12 protein-coding genes and 1 pseudogene are annotated in these 16,600 nt (G+C 58.5%); 1 reads left to right on the top strand and 12 read right to left on the bottom strand.

Annotated elements, in window-relative coordinates; genetic code table 11:
• Nucleotides 1-3: 3 nt before the first annotated feature.
• The 10 genes and pseudogenes from JG739_RS33125 to msuE all read right to left on the bottom strand — a co-directional run bounded on the left by JG739_RS33125 (nucleotide 4) and on the right by msuE (nucleotide 13,221).
• Nucleotides 4-1,599: a hypothetical protein gene (locus tag JG739_RS33125; protein ID WP_202367929.1), complete on the bottom strand. Its 1,596-nt coding sequence runs from the start codon at nucleotides 1,597-1,599 to the stop codon at nucleotides 4-6.
• 390 nt (nucleotides 1,600-1,989) lie between these two features.
• Nucleotides 1,990-5,589 (bottom strand): type VI secretion system membrane subunit TssM, encoded by a 3,600-nt coding sequence (tssM, locus tag JG739_RS33120; RefSeq protein ID WP_199202940.1) that lies wholly within the window; start codon nucleotides 5,587-5,589, stop codon nucleotides 1,990-1,992.
• Between the two features lie 10 nt (nucleotides 5,590-5,599).
• Nucleotides 5,600-6,886 (bottom strand): type IVB secretion system protein IcmH/DotU, encoded by a 1,287-nt coding sequence (gene icmH, locus JG739_RS33115; RefSeq protein ID WP_199202939.1) that lies wholly within the window; start codon nucleotides 6,884-6,886, stop codon nucleotides 5,600-5,602.
• Nucleotides 6,874-8,280 (bottom strand): type VI secretion system-associated FHA domain protein TagH, encoded by a 1,407-nt coding sequence (tagH, locus tag JG739_RS33110; RefSeq protein WP_199202938.1) that lies wholly within the window; start codon nucleotides 8,278-8,280, stop codon nucleotides 6,874-6,876. The genes icmH and tagH overlap by 13 nt, the downstream gene beginning before the upstream one ends.
• Before the next feature lie 26 nt (nucleotides 8,281-8,306).
• Complete coding sequence (gene tssK, locus JG739_RS33105) at nucleotides 8,307-9,644, bottom strand: type VI secretion system baseplate subunit TssK (protein WP_199202937.1); 1,338 nt, start codon at nucleotides 9,642-9,644, stop codon at nucleotides 8,307-8,309.
• 215 nt (nucleotides 9,645-9,859) lie between these two features.
• Nucleotides 9,860-10,119, bottom strand: a pseudogene (locus JG739_RS33100) (DDE-type integrase/transposase/recombinase); the annotation flags it as partial.
• A gap of 66 nt (nucleotides 10,120-10,185) precedes the next feature.
• Nucleotides 10,186-10,887, bottom strand: a complete 702-nt coding sequence (locus tag JG739_RS33095) for an IS6 family transposase (protein WP_006329070.1) — start codon at nucleotides 10,885-10,887, stop codon at nucleotides 10,186-10,188.
• Complete coding sequence (locus JG739_RS36570) at nucleotides 10,887-11,471, bottom strand: ATP-binding cassette domain-containing protein (RefSeq protein ID WP_199202936.1); 585 nt, start codon at nucleotides 11,469-11,471, stop codon at nucleotides 10,887-10,889. The genes JG739_RS33095 and JG739_RS36570 overlap by 1 nt, the downstream gene beginning before the upstream one ends.
• Before the next feature lie 55 nt (nucleotides 11,472-11,526).
• Nucleotides 11,527-12,627, bottom strand: coding sequence for a dimethylsulfone monooxygenase SfnG (gene sfnG / locus JG739_RS33085; RefSeq protein WP_199202935.1), 1,101 nt, complete (start codon nucleotides 12,625-12,627; stop codon nucleotides 11,527-11,529).
• Nucleotides 12,628-12,651: 24 nt separating this feature from the next.
• Nucleotides 12,652-13,221 (bottom strand): FMN reductase, encoded by a 570-nt coding sequence (gene msuE / locus JG739_RS33080; protein ID WP_199202934.1) that lies wholly within the window; start codon nucleotides 13,219-13,221, stop codon nucleotides 12,652-12,654.
• A gap of 941 nt (nucleotides 13,222-14,162) precedes the next feature.
• Between msuE and JG739_RS33075 the strand changes: the two genes are divergently transcribed.
• Complete coding sequence (locus JG739_RS33075) at nucleotides 14,163-14,762, top strand: DUF309 domain-containing protein (RefSeq protein ID WP_244750040.1); 600 nt, start codon at nucleotides 14,163-14,165, stop codon at nucleotides 14,760-14,762.
• Between the two features lie 261 nt (nucleotides 14,763-15,023).
• Here the strand turns inward: JG739_RS33075 and JG739_RS33070 are convergent, their stop codons facing one another.
• Nucleotides 15,024-15,503, bottom strand: a complete 480-nt coding sequence (locus JG739_RS33070; protein WP_199202932.1) for a ProQ/FINO family protein — start codon at nucleotides 15,501-15,503, stop codon at nucleotides 15,024-15,026.
• Nucleotides 15,504-15,708: 205 nt separating this feature from the next.
• Nucleotides 15,709-16,395: a hypothetical protein gene (locus tag JG739_RS33065; RefSeq protein ID WP_244750039.1), complete on the bottom strand. Its 687-nt coding sequence runs from the start codon at nucleotides 16,393-16,395 to the stop codon at nucleotides 15,709-15,711.
• Nucleotides 16,396-16,600 lie beyond the last annotated feature (205 nt).

Genomic DNA, 16,600 nt, shown 5'->3' with positions numbered 1-16,600 from the left:
CGACTATGCGGCCGGTGCGGGCGCAGGGAGAGAGGCTTTGACGCGCTTCAGCTCGCTGCCGACACTACCAATTCCGTCCCGCAGCGTCTTCCCGATCGTGATCGGAGCGAAGGCCGCCGGAGGGTTGTCAAGCAGCTGGATGTATTCGCTTCCGTCGAGGTATTGGAGGACGGATTCGATGATCGCTTCACCGCGCTCGATCGCATCAAACCTTGCCTCGGCCCCTTGCCTAGTAATGTCAGCAAGCTCGTTCGCGACCGCAATATTGATCTCCTGGAAGAGCTCGTCGATCGGATTCCATGTTCCGCCACGGGCTTTTACATCGTACTTCTCGTTGATTTTGCTCTTCGTCTCCTCCCAATGCACCAGCGCGCCGTCGAGGCGCGCTTGCCATTTATCTTTGATGCTCCGAACGGACGCGAGGAAATCCCCTTCCAGCTTATCCGTCTTCTTGAGCCCAAGCACGGCGATCAGCTGATCGTCATCGCGGAGCCGCTGCTCCAACACGGCAATCAGACGCTCCAAAATCTCGCGCTTGTTTGCAGCATGGCCTTCTTCTTTGGGCCATTGCGATGACACCATCATGGCGATTCTGTCGGAACTCGCGTTTTCCAGAGGATAAGGAAGCCGTCGCTCTTGTGCCTCTGCCTTGGTCATTCGAAACAGGGTTTCTACAACCTCGTCTTGATCGACCTTGTCTGTCGCAACACGGTCGAGATTGATCCCACCTATGATGATCGTTTCCCGCTCAACGTCGTCTACGCCTGCTTCGTCCGGCTTCGCAGGACGATCCGTTTGCATCTCGTCGTCATCGGGCGCCTCGTCCACATACTGGAGATTTCTCCGATTGTCGTCGTAGGCCAGCATCAATAGCAGCCGGCAAGTGAAGTTGTGGAGGGCATTTTCCCGCTCTTCAAACGGCGTTGCGGTCAGTATCGCCTTGAGCCAATCGGCGATTTTACTAGTCAATGGCCCCAGCTCGGCTGTTTGCATTAACCCCGTTTGCCGACTGATACGATTGGAGTGAGCTGCGATTGACGCTGCCGAAGTGGCTATGGTTTGCTTCAGTGCTTCAGGGAGAGCTTCCGCAGCGCCTTCCGCCAGGTTCTCTTTGACGACTTCGACGACTTCCTGATTGTCATCTGAAGGCAGGTCGTCAGAGTTCGCCTGGGCTGCTATTTCAAATCGATTGAGGTCTTCTTCACTCAGGGGTTGAGCCTCCTGTATGTCCGGGAGGCTTACTCTCAGGTCCTTGAAATAACGCCTCATTTGTGTCTTGATCGCCATAAATTTGGCCATGCCTCCCTTGGCCAGCCGTACGACAATGACGCCCTCTGGGTTCATCCTCCCCGTACCAGATCTCAGAAACTTGAAGTCAACAGGTTCCTGAACACCTTTGGGAGTTTTATAGCGCATATCTTCCAGAGTTCGCCGCAGGCTTGTCAGGCCTTTCTTCCGCACTAAAACCACTGGCTTCTTTTCGCCGGCAATGACAATTGTGCCAACGGCAAAGCAGAATTCCAGTCCTTCTTTGGCTCGGGTGCTCCTCATTACGGACAAGAACCGCTGCGCCATTTGTGCACTATGTACTTGGCTCATTATATGTCTCCAGAATGGTTGTCGTAGATTGATTACGTTGAAGGATGGACCAAACGGCGTCGGTCAACGGCATTTGTAGCTCAGGCAGTCAAAGCTTCAATCGGGATTTGAGCACGACTGTCCCGCTGGTAAATCCTGATTTGGCGTTGATGTCTTTCACGAGTCGTTCGATGGCCTGCTGAAAAAGATCAGCGGAAACCAAAGGCACGCCGGAGAGGCGAAAAACGTCGTCAGTCCGCTTGCATGGGATCCGTCGTGGGACCTGCGAGTCCCATCCGCATTTAATCTTTCGGCAGTCTCGGTGGGCCGTCGTGCAGATGAAATCCACCTGTGGTAGCACCTCTCCGTTTGAGCGGCAGGACGTACGTGCGGCAGCAACAGTGGGCCTCCTCAGATTTGCGGGCATCGGAATCGCGATAGCATGTTACGAGATAGCGGGTTGGTCAGGTTGTCGGCCTGGAGGATGAATGTCGCCCAGTGGCGGCCAGCCGCTATCCGTACATAAACCTCGTCGGTCCCTTTTTGAGGATGCGCCTTCCCTTCGTCCAATAGTCGAAACAACGCCCAGGGACCCGCCTTCGAAAGGGCAGTACGCTCGAAGCCGTTGAAAGTGACCGAAGCGCCACCGAGGCCGCCGAGCGTGGGCCAATGGATGCGCACAGGTTTGTATGCTCCTCGTCGCTGCGTGATTTGCTGGCCATCGATCTCCACCACCACCTCGTCGGTCGACCGATCGGTATCGGCGACGGTTAGCAGAAAATCCATTGAGGGCTGACGGCCGGCATCCTTGAACATAGAGTCCCGGATTGCGGCTGCTCGCTTGAACTGTGCCAAGGCCTCTCGGTCGATTTGTAAATCGACGCTTCCCGTTGATTGTACCTTCCACGGGCCCGCGGACCTATCAACAAAGTGAGCCAAGTGCTGCGCAAAAAACGTGTCGATAACCCCGTCCCAGCTGAACAGCCGAGCGAAATCTCCTAAAGGAACGTCTCGACGGGATTTGCGGTCGAAGGGATACCGCCCTGCGGTTGCCCGCCGGCATAAGTCGCCAGCGCCATCTGCCCACACGCTAGCGACATGACGCTTTGCCTCGATCATGGAGAGTTTCGAGCTGAACCGGACGACGCTCAGGATCCATTGCTGAATGGGTCGCGGCAGATTGGCGGCTCCCGCTTCGATTTTGCGGATGGCGATAGCGGTTTCATCATCCTTCGCCAACGAGTGTGAGCCGGCGAGGTCCTGCATCTCACCAATCGATTGGTAAAGAGCAGCAAGATCGCTTACCGCGCTGTCGATCGGCGCTTGAGCACCTGGGGGGCTGTTTGGTGGCACATCGACAAGTTGGTGTAGCCATTGAAAATGCACATCCGTGTGGAGCTGGCTATGGCTTTCAGGAGTGTCGGCGACAAGCGGCGATTGGAAGATTGCCTGAAGGTCGCTTGCCGATGGTTCCTGAGCAGTGCCTTTAGCTTCGGTCGGCATATCGGGCTCGGGCGGTTCGCCGAGCTTGGTCTCCTGTGCCGCTGCGGCGAGGAATAAGCGCATAGGCGAGGTGGGTGCTGAAAGCGCGTTCAACGTTCGCATAGCGTCATCGACACTCGCCATTGGCCGCAGCGAAATGTCATTAATGAGTTCGTCCCAACCGAAGGCAAACTCCTGAAAGTAGAGATCCATCGCCGCACGTCGCAGCGTCTCTTCCGCCTCACCTGTGGAAGTGGTCGCCTGATCGCCAAGAACCCAACCTTCTGCGGCAATCGCGTCTGCTACCTGTGGCAGTAGGCGCAGGAATGTCCCATAGAAACCGGCTCGGGTGTAAATACCGGCGATACCGGTGTTGAGGGGCTGTCCTGATTTGCGGATCAGGACGTCCCCCGCCATCGGTCCGGCGTGGTCGGATAGACGCCATGTTGGTAAGTTGGCGGCCTGAGTACTGTTTGTGATGATGTTAAGCACACGACGCGGCATCGAGAGGGTCTGGAGTTTTGCGCGGCTCTTTTCGATCAGTTCGCTATTGAGGCTGATATTTGCCAGCGGGTTGTCCAAAAGGGCATCGAGGTGATCGGCCAGCGACCGGCGAAGGGCGGCATCGGCCTCAGCCGGAAACAGCACTTTCCAGTCGAGGGTCATCCACTCATTGATGTCCCCGGGCTGGAACGGTCCACGTCCCCCAAGCATCAGATATATTTTCAGCGCATGATAGAGGAATGGGGGATCGTCCTGGTGTTCCGCCAGTAGTGTTTCCAGTCGGAAAACTAGGCGCGGCAGCAAGATCGTCCTTAGGCCCCGGCGATAGGCCGCATGCGCTTGTAACCGAAAGTTTTCACTTTGATTTAGATCTAATCCCGATAAATTGTTGTTGTCCGCTCTGGCGGCTTCGTCAAAGTCGGTCTTCACGGCGCGTAGCCGATCCAGCAGCGGCAGAACTGGTCGGAGATCGCAACTGTCTACCCGGTCAAGGCGCAGTCTCCCCGCTTCCTTAGCATAGCTGCTGACCGCTAGACGAACCCCTTCGATCAAGTGGACATTGCGACTGTAGCTGACTATCAAGAAGGCAGCCGCTGTGGCCATAGCTGCCGCGATTGTTGCGCACAAGCCATATCGAAGCCACCGCTGGCGCCCTTCGACACGGGGGTGGGCTTCAACAAGTCCAGCGTTGGCGAAGACGACTTGGCGAAGCAAACGAGTGATGAAATAACTACGCTTCTGGTCGGGTGAAATAGGGGTGGTCGGCAGAGAGATGCCGAAGGTCCGAGACCTGGCGCTCGCAATGCGATCAAAGGGCGCACCCACCTGCATTCCGCTCACGAAGTAGATGCCGCGGAGCAAGATCGGGTCCTCGTAGGCGTTGCGAGCGAAGGCCTCCTGCAGAAACTGATAGGATAGATGCTTGAGGCTTGCGACCTGCTGTGGGAAGCCGAACACAAGCGCGCGACGGTGGATGTTGCTCTCTTGCTGTAGTCGTTCAAGCAGCCTGTCATTGAGGCGCCCGACGAGTGTGTCGTATTCTGCTGCGTAAGATTCCATCGGATCGCCGTCACTTTCCGATGACTCTTGCGCGAAAGTGAAACCCCATACGGCCTCGCGCCCCTCGCGGCTGAGGTCGTCGAAGAACTCATTAAATCCCGCAATTAGATCGCTCTTGGTGAGCAATATATAAATCGGCAGCCGCAATCCAAGTTCTCGATACAGATCAAGGATCCGCTGCCGGATGCATTTGGCGTGATCGAAGAGTTCCTCCTCGGATGACAAACTCAGCTCGTTTATCGCGATTGATACCAACACCCCGCTCAGCGGCTGGCGCCGACAGCTGCGTCTGAGGAGGCGAAGGAAACCCTGCCATACCGCTTTGTCCTGTTCCAGGTTGCGCTTCTGAAGCACGTAGTATCCGGGAGTGTCGATGAGTACGGCGTCATCGGTGAACCACCAATCACAATTGCGGGTGGCCTTGACCACGCCGACCGTTTTACGGCTGAGTTTTTCCGCCAATGGGAAGCTGAGGCCGGAATTTGCAAGGGCGGTGGATTTTCCCGATCCGGGCGAACCGATAATCACGTACCACGGCAGTTGATCGAGCCACCGCGTGCCGAGAAAGCCGTGACGATGAAGCCGCTTTAGCGTCATACGAGTTTCGCGAAAGCGAGCTGACATGTCCTCCAGCTCTTCTTCGGCAGCGGCGCTGGCTCGCGCTCCGCCCCAATCGGAAGAAGTCGATCCTGCACCATCCGCCTCTTTGTGCTTTGTCCAGATCCCGTCCAGCGTGCCGGACACTCGGGTAAGGAAAAAGTCTTCAACGTTGCCCCGGATCATGTAGATCACGACGTAGGCAATCGGCATCAACGCTGACGCCGCAAGTTGCTCACCAAGGCTGTCAAGGGGGATGTACCCTCCAATTGAGAGGTGCCGTCCAAAAATAAAGATCGGAGCACTCACCAGGGCGACTGCTGCGATACCGAGCCATTTGCCTTGGAGCGCTCTCTTGAATGACTGCATAAGCTGACTCTCAGTTTGGCTTCGTGATTATGATTTCGATCCGGCGGTTCTTGGCGCGGCCTTCTGGCGTCTGGTTCGAAGCGATCGGTTCTCCGCTCCCTCTGCCCTCCTCCCGCACGTGGCCCGGCTCACTCATAGTCGATCTAATAATCTCAGCCGCCGCCTTGGCACGCGCCATTGAGAGGTCTTGGTTGGAAGGATAGGCACGAGATTGGATCGGCATCGAGTCTGTGTGTCCGGTCAAAAGAACCGCCCCTGGTTGCTCGTTCAGCGCTCGCCCAATCCGCAGAAAAAGCGGCACGAACGAACCCTGCATGATCGAACTTGCGGAGTCGAACATCCCTGAGGCACGGATGGTAACCAGGATCTGCTGCGCGTCCTCGGTGACAGAGACCAACCCATCGCGGATTTCGGCGCCTAAAAAGCGACGCAGTCGATCGCCACTCATTAGGATTGGGGGCGGTGCTGCGGTCCTCGCCAAGCTCACCGCTCCACGCGGCGGTAGCGTTGCCAGCTTAGCGAAAACCGCATTCGACTGGCCATCGAGTGCAAATAATAGCCCGGTATAGAGCGACAGGAGGGCTACTGCTCCGAAAGCGCCGGCGGCCCAGGATGGAACGAATCTGCTGGACTGTCTTCGCGCTGTGGCGCGTTCTTGCCAGTGTGGGGATATGTCACGCTCGAAGTCACCGCGCGCTGCCCGAATCAGGTGGTACGTGTCCTCGCACAGCACGCTAAGTTCGGAGGCTCCTCGCGCGGCCACCCGGAAGCGACCTTCGAAGCCCAACCGCATGCAGTAGTAGAGCAACTCCAGCAGATCGAGGTCGTTTGCCGGGTTTTTTTTCATTTGCTGTAGAAGCTCGAAAAAGCGGTCGCCGCCCCAGGTCTCGCCGAACAACGTTCCGACCATGCTTCGTGTTGTCCAGACGCTGTGGCTACCCCAAGCCGTATTCAGAACGATGTCATCGATCGTGGCACAAAGAGCATATTTGCTGATCTTGATCATCCGCGTTGGCAGTCCGCGCGACATTATCCGACGCTCGAATGCATCGATCCCTCGCAACACCCGCAGGCGTAACTCCTCGACATCAAGTTGATCCGTACTGCTCTTGAGGTGAGCACAGAGGCCCAACAGCGCTGCCGCAGCCGCGACCAATGGATTGAGCCGGTGAAGCGTTAGCGTTTCCCAGAACGGCTGGCCTGATATCGGCGGTGACGAGAGAGCCGAAGGCCCAGGGCCGACTGCAAGGTCGGAACTTAAGACGGTACCCTCAGTCGGTATGGCTACCGGTGCCATTGGGCGGACTCTCTTATTCTGGCTTGTGCCTTGTGCACGTTGGCGATGGTCTCATGACCCGGAGGCCAAAACTCGACGGCAACGCTCCGCGTTTCAGTCTCGATGTCGGAGACGGCGGCGTCGAAGACTCGGCAGTACTTGTTCCAAAGCCTGGCTTTCCGGCTGCCGGGCCAGAGCTTCCTAGTCCGGACAACCGAGGCCTCGATCGCTTCAGGGCAGAGGCGTTCACGGACACTGAGTAGAGCCTTGTGCAGTGCCGTTAGCATCGAACCCTCTTGCGCTTTGATGTCAGCAAAGGCCTGCTCGACGGCGAGGTCTCCATGAAGGAGCCGCGGGATGTCGGCGCATAGAGCCGCGCGCAAGGCGTCCTTGGCATCCAGCATAAACTTCTGGGTGTTTTCGATGAGCTGCGCGGTGCTCGTACACTGAAGGCCGGATTCTTGCCGGGCGTGCTCGCAAGCGGAGACGGTGCTGCTGAGACCGACGAAGGAATTCAGAAGCATCCGCCCAGCACGATCCATGATGGTTGAAATATCGGCTTGCCCGAAATCTGCCAGAGATAGCCCACAGGCGGCAAGAAAGGCCGCTATAGCAGCATGATTTTGGCCGCCAGAATCGGTCTGCCCAGCCACCATCGAACGTGACGGCTGCTCAAGCGCCGGCGGTGACAGGGCCAGGCCGGTTTCTAGAGGAGAGTTTTTGTTGACGCTGGTGAAGCTTGGCGCAATTGTCGACGCCTGTTTGGCTATGAGCTCTGTCGCAAGATCCCAGTCCTCCGGGATGACCTCGACGCACGACGCCGGCTGCACGAAGATGCCGGCCCGGTCCCGTATATAATCTGGATAACTGTCCATCTGCCAGGCGCCCGCGGTGGCTGGCGATAAGTCTTGCTCAGCGTCCAAGAACGACGACGGCGGAAAGTCTCTATCGAAGGGCTCGACGAACAATTCCCCGAGTCGAGTGGTCCTACCAACCGATATGGCAGGAGCCATCTCAACCACCCCCAGAAGATTCGACGCCTTAAGCGAGCCTACAGTGCGCGGCTCGCCTTCGGCAGAATCCCCCATGGAAGCTGCATCGACCTTGATCATGTAGCCGCCAATTCGAACGATGTCACCGGCCGTCAAGATAACAGGCAGGTCCGACGGCAGCGGCTTAGCCCCTTCATTCAACGATGTGCCATTGCCGCTGCGCTCGATCAGTACAAATTTCTCCTCCGCACGTTCGATCGAGAAGCGGTGCGTCGAGTCTGTTTGCTGATCGTCCGACAGAACAAACCCATTGCCATCGGACACGCCTACCGACAATCCGCCAGCTGACTCAATTAGCCAGCTTACGCCGCGTTTACCCGATAGGCCGGCTTCCGTATTCGTTACATGTAGAACCAGTGGCATTTTGAATCCGAATTGACGAATGGTGGCTATTGGGACCGAATGGCCCAGAGTGCCATGTCGAGATTTGGGAAATCACCGGCCACGTGCAGCGCCAAGCCAGCCGAATGAGGCATGTCCTTCCAGAGGCGGCTCTGCTGATCGATTTCAAAGTAAGTGACGCCGACATGGAAGGGGATCTGCCGTGGGGCGACCGGGAGACGGTTGATGCTGATCCCCTGCAGCGCGACATTGACCAACTCTTTGATCTTCTCAGCCGGACCGATCTTAATTTGGGTGGGAAACTCGCGCTGTAGCCGCTCGGTCTCGACATCGGCTCGCACGGCTATCACGAAGCTCGCAGTCGTAAACAGCGAACGGTCAAGCACCTCGGCGAGATGGACACCGTATTTATACTCCTGCAGCGGCAACGGTATCGCCGTCCGTTCTAACACAGTGCTTAGCGAGGATCGAATTGAGCTCATTACCGGCGCAAAAGTGTGCGACAGAGCGTCGTGCTTGTAGCCTGCGAAGGACGGGGGACGCTTCTCGGCCCGCGAAAACGTGGCCAGCTCACCAGCCAGCTGGACCGTGAGGCCGTACAGCCCCACCGGGTTCACGCTTGCGACTTTGGAAAGGTAGTCGAAGTAGGGCTCATAACGATTGATCGCCTGGAGCAGGAGGAAATCAGCAATCTCGGCCACCCCGTGCGTGCCCGACTGCGACACCCGGGCAGCCAGCGCCTCACCACGATGGTGAAGCAAGCCGGTGATTTCAGTCACGTAATTCAAAAGGACAGGCGAACTGGCGCAATCAGGAGTTGGTGGGATGTAGTTCTCATCGAGAACGATTTGACCGTCTGCTCGGACCTCAAGTAGGCGGGCTATAGGAAGACAGGCGAACCCCGCGCGATTTGCTGCGTCTGGTAAGAGCTGAAAACGCAGCCGCGCCACCTCGATGGAGGCGCCGCCTCGCTCGCCCGCATTTGTGTCGACAAGATCTTGGACTGCAACCTCAAAGCGGGTCGGGACGTCGATTTCTGCTCGCGCATCCGTTTCCACCGCCCCTGGTTGATAGAGGGATACTGCCAAGTGGATAAGCGAGTCGCGGAGATGGCCCGGAACCCCGTACGGAGTGGGCTGGTCGGCGTCATCTGGAATGCTGAACGGAGTCCCGTCCGGCAAAACGCCACACGCTGTTTCAATAGCGATCTTACCCAAGCCAAGGAGCTCGCGATTGAGTCGGAGCTGAGTAATGCCCCAACCATAGCCATGCAAAACGACCGTTCTGCTGCGCACCAGCTTTTCGATATAACGGTCGTTTTGCTGAAAATGTTGCGGCCGGAGGAATAACCCCTCCGACCAAACGACCTTATTGTCCCAAGACATCCACCTCGCTCCGCGTCCTTCGACAAATCGAGTCTCCAATGAGACGACTGTAAGGCATCTTTCTGAGATCCTTGTATGCGCAGTTGGTATGCAGTTATTAGCGACAGGAATGCAGGCTCGCTCTCACCATCGTAAAGCCATCGGAGTTCCTGCAGGGGCGATGTCACCTTAACTTGCGTCGAGACGCCGGAGACGTTCTGCCTTGCGGATTGATTTCAGGCCGTGGCTCCCGCCACAGCTTTCCACTGCGCGATCGCTTGGAGGCGGTGAACGCGGCTTTGGAATGCGGAGCGTTGTGAACGGGGTGGAACGAAGAGATTTCGGATGGCGGAGAAGACAGAGACGAAGCGCTGAAGGCTTCCCGGTGATCGAAAGCTCTGCACGTTCGTTCCCGCTTTCGCAGCGGCACATGTGAATTCTCGGCGCGGATGTTCAGGCCCTTATGCGATCGATGTTCGACGTTCGGCATGACTTTGGCGGCGCGCCGGGTTCTGTTGCAAATTTTTGTTGAACTGAAGCAAGAAGAGATGGCGGGCGGTGCTTATGCGGCGGCGAGGATATCGAACTGCTCGGCCAATGACGGATTTGGGTTGAAGGCGAACCTCGCCTGTCGTTTGCGCATCATGTGAAGCATTTCGATGCCGTCGAGGATGATGCTTGCGGCTGCGGGAGATTTGAAGCCGAGCATCGGCCGAACACGGCGCTTGATCCGCCGATGGTCCTGCTCGATCCGGTTGTTCAAGTATTGGCTTTGGCGGATTCGGATCGGCTTCGGTCGGCGCCTGCAGCGATCCTGCAATCGATGTGTCGTATCGCAGGAAACGATCGCCTCCTGGTTGGTCTGGCTACCATCGATGACGACACGATCGGGACGCCCATGGCGCTCCAGCGCTTTCCTGAAGAAACGCTTGGCCGCCGGCAAATCCCGATGTTCGCTGAAATAGAATTCGACCGTGTCGCCGACGCTGTCGATAGCGCGGTAGAGATACATCCACTGCCCTCGGACCTTGATGTAGGTTTCATCAACATGCCATTTGCCGGTCGCTGCGCGCTTGCGCCGGTTGAAGCGCTCCAGCAGCAAGGGCGAGAAGTGAACAACCCAGCGATGGATCGTCGAATGATCAACGCTAATGCCACGCTCGGCCATCATCTCCTTCAAATCGCGCAGGCTCAGTCCATATGCCAGATACCAGCGAACGCACACCAGGATGACCGATCGGTCGAAATGCCGGCCTCTGAACATCACAAACCTCCGAAAAAAATGTCGGAGGTCACTTGCCAGACAACCCGTAACGAAAAAGTTTGCAACAGAACCACCTTTTCGGCGATTCCCGCATCTTCGCGCCGGGCGCGTGGCAGACCGGCGATGTGCTCCACGAAGCTGGCGCGCCTGATGTGGACGCGGCCGGACGCGATGTTGTCGCGCACCGAAAGTCCGCCGAACAGCGCCAGGTTCTGGAAGGTGCGTGCGATGCCAAGCCGTGCCAGACGGCTCCCCGGCACCCGGGAGAACGACTGGCCGTCGATCGCGATCCTGCCCTGATCGGCGTGATAGAGGCCGCTGATGATGTTGATCAGCGAGGATTTGCCGGCGCCGTTGGGGCCGATCACCGCGCGGATCTCGCCGCTCTTGACCTCGAGGTCGACATCCCGCAGCGCCGTGACGCCGCCAAAGGAAATGCCGATCTCGGTCAGGGCCAGGATCGCATCAGCCTTAGCCGACATGCGCGCCGGACGCGTGTCCTCGACGGGACCAGCGCCAGCAAGAATGCCGGTGATTTCGGGCGCGCGCTCGTATGCGGCGGCTCCCAGCGAAGCACCAATCATAAAACGTCCCTGACTTTGAAGGAGGGCTGGCGGCGGCCCGAAGGCCGCGCCTGTCCTATTCGGCGGCGACTAGCTCCCTGTCGCGAGCCTGTTCCAGCTTGCGCACCAGCGGAATGACGTGTTTGCCGAAGTACTCGACCTCCTCCTGGAAATGCAGGAAGCCGAGCAGGATCAGGTCGGCGCCGGCATCCTTCAGGTTGAGGATGCGTTCGGCGATCTGCTCCGGCGTGCCGATGAGATTGCTGCGGAAGCCGTCATTGTATTGCACGAGATCCTCGAAGGAAGACTTCGCCCAGTTGCCCTCGCCTTCCGGCGAAGCCTTGCCGGCATTCTTGACCTGATCGGCGAAACCCTGGACGGCTTCTGGGTTGGCCTTGGCGACGATCTCGTCCAGCACGGCGCGCGCTTCTGCCTCGGTCTCGCGGGCAATAGCAAAGGCATTGACGCCGATCCTGACCTTGTGGCCATTGGCTTTCGCCTTGGCACGGATGTCGTCGACCTGCTTCCTGATCTCTTCCGGCGTGTTGCCGTTGGTGAAATACCAGTCGGAAACCCGCGCAGCCATGTCGCGCGCCGCGCGCGAAGAGCCGCCCTGGAAGATTTCCGGCTGGGGATCGATCGGCTTCGGCTTCATCGAGTAGTTTGTGAATCGATAGAAGTCGCCCTTCAGCGTGAAATTATCCTCGGTCCAGATGCCGCGCAGCGCACGTATGAATTCCTCCGAGCGGCGATATCGCTCGTCATGGTCGAGCCACAGCTCACCGATGGCAGCGAACTCGCCGCGAAACCAGCCGCTCACGACATTGACGGCGACACGGCCATTGGTCAGGTGGTTGATGGTGGCGATCTGTTTGGCCGCCAGCGCTGGATTCCATGGACCGGGCAGGATCGCCGCGATGACCTTCAGCGTTGTCGTCGCGGCAAGCAAGGCGTGGCTGAACGATACGGATTCGTGCTGGTTGTCGGCGCCATAGCCCGCCGTGAAGCGGATCTGGCTCAGCGCGTAGTCGAAGCCGTTGGCCTCGGCGATCTGGGCAAGCTTGCGGTTGTAGTCGATGTCCCAGCCTGTCCGCTGCTCAATGTTGGAGATGACCAGGCCGCCCGAGACATTCGGGACCCAGTAGGCGAATTTGATGGCGTCGGAATGCGAGGTCATGGTTGTTGTCCCCTTTTGATTGGCTCAGCCGACGCGCGCGGCGACGGCGGTGTTTGCGTGACTGGAATTGAGCAAGGAAACCGCTTCGGCGGCAGCCCTTGAAATACGCTCGATGATCGCTGCGCCGACGATCTCGGCGCCAACGAAATCGTCCGGCGCGCCATAGACGCCGGTCGGGACGGTGACGGCACCGAAAAAGCCGAACAATGGGCGCAGCTGATGTTCGAGCACCAGGCCATGGTATGGGCTGCCACCGGTCGCTGCGAGCAGCACGGTCTTGCCCGTCAGCGCACGATAATCGACGAGATCAAACAGGTGTTTGAGAGCGCCCGTGTAGGAAGCCCTGTAGACAGGCGTTCCGACCACGAGCAGGTCGGCCTTTTCGACACGCTGGATGATAGCCTCGCCCGCCGCACCGAGCGCGCCACGGGACAGTCCGGCGAAAAGCGGAGGCGCCGCCTCGGTGATTTCGACTAGACCGGTGTCGGCCGCAACCCGCAACGCAACCGCCTTGACCAGCGCGTTCACCACCGCTGTGGTGCGGGATGGCGTGCTTACGCCGCCCGATATTCCGAGGACCGATAACCGGGCCATCTTGTCAATCTCCCCACGAATCGAACAGGATCAAACGATATTCCACAAATTCTATAGAGATAAGAAATTATCTTCTGATTTGGCAAAGCTTGTGAGAAAATTGCGTGCTGCACGAAATGGTCGCGACGAGTTCGATGAAACAAGACGACAAGCGGCCGATTGCTGAGATCGTAGCTTTCGTATCGTCAGTCTTGGTAGGAGATTCGGCACGTTTGGCCTGCGCGGCGCCTGAGCTGTTGCAGCGCTCCCAAGCAATCACGGCCGATGGCCGACACGACGATCGACTTTGATGTCGAGGCAGTCCGTTGAAGCACAAACTTCGGCTGCATGTCAGCGCGAGACACACCGCAGGATCATCTGCTGCGCGGTTCGCCCGGCGCACGACAGACCGGGAGGCCCCTACGACGACGAAGAACTCGAGATGGCGGCTCGAGTCCGCGCCCCGTCCGCCACTTTTGGCAGGTGATTCCCGCAAGTGCCCAGCTATCTTCTGGCTGCCCCATTTCCATCGCCCTCTTTCAGCCGGAAGGTCCTCCCGCCCACCGGATCAATGATGACGATCCCCTTTGAGTGACTTTTTTGACGAGCCTGACGGTCTGCGCCGTCGTGTCGCGGGTCCGGCTTTGCCTTGCCTTACCTTCTCCACATACGCAGGTAGCGAAACGCCATAACTCTACCTTGTAACGGCGTTGGAAAATACGACAGCTGGACCACAATAAACGGGTTCAGGCTGAAGAGTTTTTAGGGAACCGGTCAAAAAGGAAACAGGAACTCTTCCGGTGCTTACGAGCCGGACTCGCGTGTTAGAGAAACCAGGTTGCGAGCCCGACCGTTTGAATCTGCCTGGAGAGCAAGTGGGTTGCGTGGTATCGGACGACGGGCGACCGGCCTGCGGGACCGCTCGTCGCGGCCAAATCGCCTCTATCCCCAGTAATTGCCAAGTGACAAAATACCTCTTGATGACGATTGGTTCGAAGTCGCGCCCGCGCTGGCTACCAGAAAAGAGCTTTCCTTCCTACGCGTATCTTCCAGGCAGGCAGCCGCACCCCGTGCGCCATCCTGCAGGACACAGCTACCATAGCGAAGCAATCCCGGTTGCTGAAGAGGCGTCGCTTGACTCGGACATGTTCGTCTGGGGCATCGACCTCTTCAATCATGGCTATTACTGGGAAGCCCATGAGGCTTGGGAAGGTCTTTGGCAGGTTGCAGATCGAGGCGCTCCGCTTCGGACGCTGTTCAAGGGATTGATCCTGTTGTCGGCGGCCGGCGTGAAGATCCGCGAGGGCAAGCAGGCCGCTGCGGTCCGTCATGCCGGACGCGCCGCGGCGCTCCTTCGTCGGCTGATGAACGCCCCGGATCGCACTATCGAGCGTGCGCTCGACATGTCACCCGCGGTGCTCGCCGAACACGCCGAAGCCGCGGCAAGGATCCCAGCACCCTTGCAGACGCCGCCGCCCGGTCAGCCTCAAGCCGTGTTTGATTTCATTCTCGGGTCAAATTCCCCTGGGAATGCCGATCCGATCGCAGGTGGTTATTGGTAGAAGGCCGCGGTTTTCACGGTGCCGTTTTGCGGGCGCGCTGCGCGCTCGGGCCCGTGGTACCCAAACGCGGCTCGAAAGCGATTAGAAGCCAACCTGGTTTTTGCTGAGGTCATCCTTGAGTTCATGGCGATCGGCTACGCAGCGGGTGGCAAATGCGTAGCTCCTTTGTGATCCGGCAATTTGGATCGCCACGAGGCACGCCACATGCTTCGATGCTCAGGGGCTGTCCCGGTCGGTGCAAGACTCATCGCTCAGCGGCGCTCAAGCCATCGGCTTTCGGAAAGACCGGCGACGCTTCGTCTCAACGACTATTCCGGTCGGGCGGTCGGCCGTATTCTTCGCCTTGAGCGCGGCCGTTTGCTTCGGTTTCGATTTGGGCGGGGCATCAGGCTCTGCCCTTGGCTCCGGCGTTTTCTTGGAACCTTGCTTGTTCTTGCGGGCGCACAGCAAAGCCTTGGCGCTCGCCGCGTCCGCATCCGAGACGACGCCGGCCGGCTCGCCATCAAGATCGACCCGCACAGCGCCGGCATCCAGCCTCGCCAAGTATCTGGGCATCGTGGTATAGGCGCGCAGGGCTCTCCTCAATTCATCCTCTAACAGTTTGCCGTCCAGCACGCGAATGTCATGATGGATGCCGATCTTAAGCGGCCTGGGCGCTTTCGGATTGAATGCCGCAGGCCACTTTGCCGACAGATGGCGGAAAAGCTGCGCGGGCGATTTCCCTCGGCTAGGGGTCGTCATGATCAAGCCTCGCCCGATTTGTTTTCGTTGCCAATTCGGATCCCTTGGTAGCGCCCATATATGCAATGATTATGGATGCCTGAAAAAAATGGGATTCGTCCGGCCGGGGCAAAGCAGCGCACCCTGGTTTCTAGATGAGTACCGTTGCCCTCCCTTTAGCCGTTCCGTTGCCGGCGGGCGGTATGAGGCATGCTCTTCGGCAACTTTACGACGTCACACGGTTGCTGTTCAGGGTGGGCAGCTTGCCCCGCTCGGTAGCTGCCTCTTTGAGGCGCGCGCGGGCGAGCTCAAGGAGCGCGTGGGCTATCTCGTCCTCGGTCCAGCCGGATTCCGCCGCGCGCTCAACCAATTGCTGGAGGGCCGGTTCCAAGGTGAGCTGGCACTGAAGGGCACGGTCCGGATGGTCGACAGGGCAGCTTGGTTGCGCGACCGCAATGCTTGATCGCTTCATTGCAGGCCATGGGCTCTCGCCCCTCTCCTTTTGCCACACGAGGCGCGCCAGCTCACGTGTTGTTGTTGGTGTGCGCCACGGCATTCGCTTCATCTTGTCAACCAGCCGCTCCAGCGATCCCGCGCGCTCCAGCTCCGTAAAGAAATGATGCGGCGTGACGCTACCGAGCCGGTGCAGCTCGGCCAGCTTCCACACATACGGATAGTCGACCATGAAATCGGATCGAGGCGAGGCCTTGGATGGTTCAGCCTCGGTCAGGATGCCGCCGCCCACGTGCCGATCGGCCCTCTCGATGATTTGGCGCACCCTCGTTATCGACACGCCATGTTCCTGCGCCAGGTCGGCGAAGCGCTTGCCTTTCAGAAAGCCTTCGACCAGGGCGACGTTCCTATCGACGGTCGGGCTAAATCCCCAACAGGCACGCAATTTTTCCAGCATCATTGCGTTCATCCATCCGGTTGTTCGCGCTCCTGCAAACCCTAACCGGCCAAATCGGCGCTTGGAAGACCCGCCAGACCACGTCATGGCCCGGCGCGTAGGATGCGGGCGATCACCATGATCGTTGTCGACCGCCGACCTCGCGAATGTCGGCTTCGATGTTACCGTCCTTACCTTACGCTGGGGATAACACTTATGTTCACTCTTT

The organism is Mesorhizobium sp. L-2-11, assembly GCF_016756595.1.
Taxonomy (GTDB): Bacteria; Pseudomonadota; Alphaproteobacteria; order Rhizobiales; family Rhizobiaceae; genus Mesorhizobium.
Note: the sequence above shows the minus strand (reverse complement) of the source record. Positions and strands in the feature narration are given on the sequence as shown.

Bases quoted from the DNA above. Each gene is read 5' to 3' on its own strand.
- JG739_RS33125 (WP_202367929.1), bottom strand. From the start codon at position 1,599: ATGAGCCAAGTACATAGTGCACAAATGGCGCAGCGGTTCTTGTCCGTA.
- tssM (WP_199202940.1), bottom strand. From the start codon at position 5,589: ATGCAGTCATTCAAGAGAGCGCTCCAAGGCAAATGGCTCGGTATCGCA.
- icmH (WP_199202939.1), bottom strand. From the start codon at position 6,886: ATGGCACCGGTAGCCATACCGACTGAGGGTACCGTCTTAAGTTCCGAC.
- tagH (WP_199202938.1), bottom strand. From the start codon at position 8,280: ATGCCACTGGTTCTACATGTAACGAATACGGAAGCCGGCCTATCGGGT.
- tssK (WP_199202937.1), bottom strand. From the start codon at position 9,644: ATGTCTTGGGACAATAAGGTCGTTTGGTCGGAGGGGTTATTCCTCCGG.
- JG739_RS33095 (WP_006329070.1), bottom strand. From the start codon at position 10,887: ATGTTCAGAGGCCGGCATTTCGACCGATCGGTCATCCTGGTGTGCGTT.
- JG739_RS36570 (WP_199202936.1), bottom strand. From the start codon at position 11,471: ATGATTGGTGCTTCGCTGGGAGCCGCCGCATACGAGCGCGCGCCCGAA.
- sfnG (WP_199202935.1), bottom strand. From the start codon at position 12,627: ATGACCTCGCATTCCGACGCCATCAAATTCGCCTACTGGGTCCCGAAT.
- msuE (WP_199202934.1), bottom strand. From the start codon at position 13,221: ATGGCCCGGTTATCGGTCCTCGGAATATCGGGCGGCGTAAGCACGCCA.
- JG739_RS33070 (WP_199202932.1), bottom strand. From the start codon at position 15,503: ATGACGACCCCTAGCCGAGGGAAATCGCCCGCGCAGCTTTTCCGCCAT.
- JG739_RS33065 (WP_244750039.1), bottom strand. From the start codon at position 16,395: ATGATGCTGGAAAAATTGCGTGCCTGTTGGGGATTTAGCCCGACCGTC.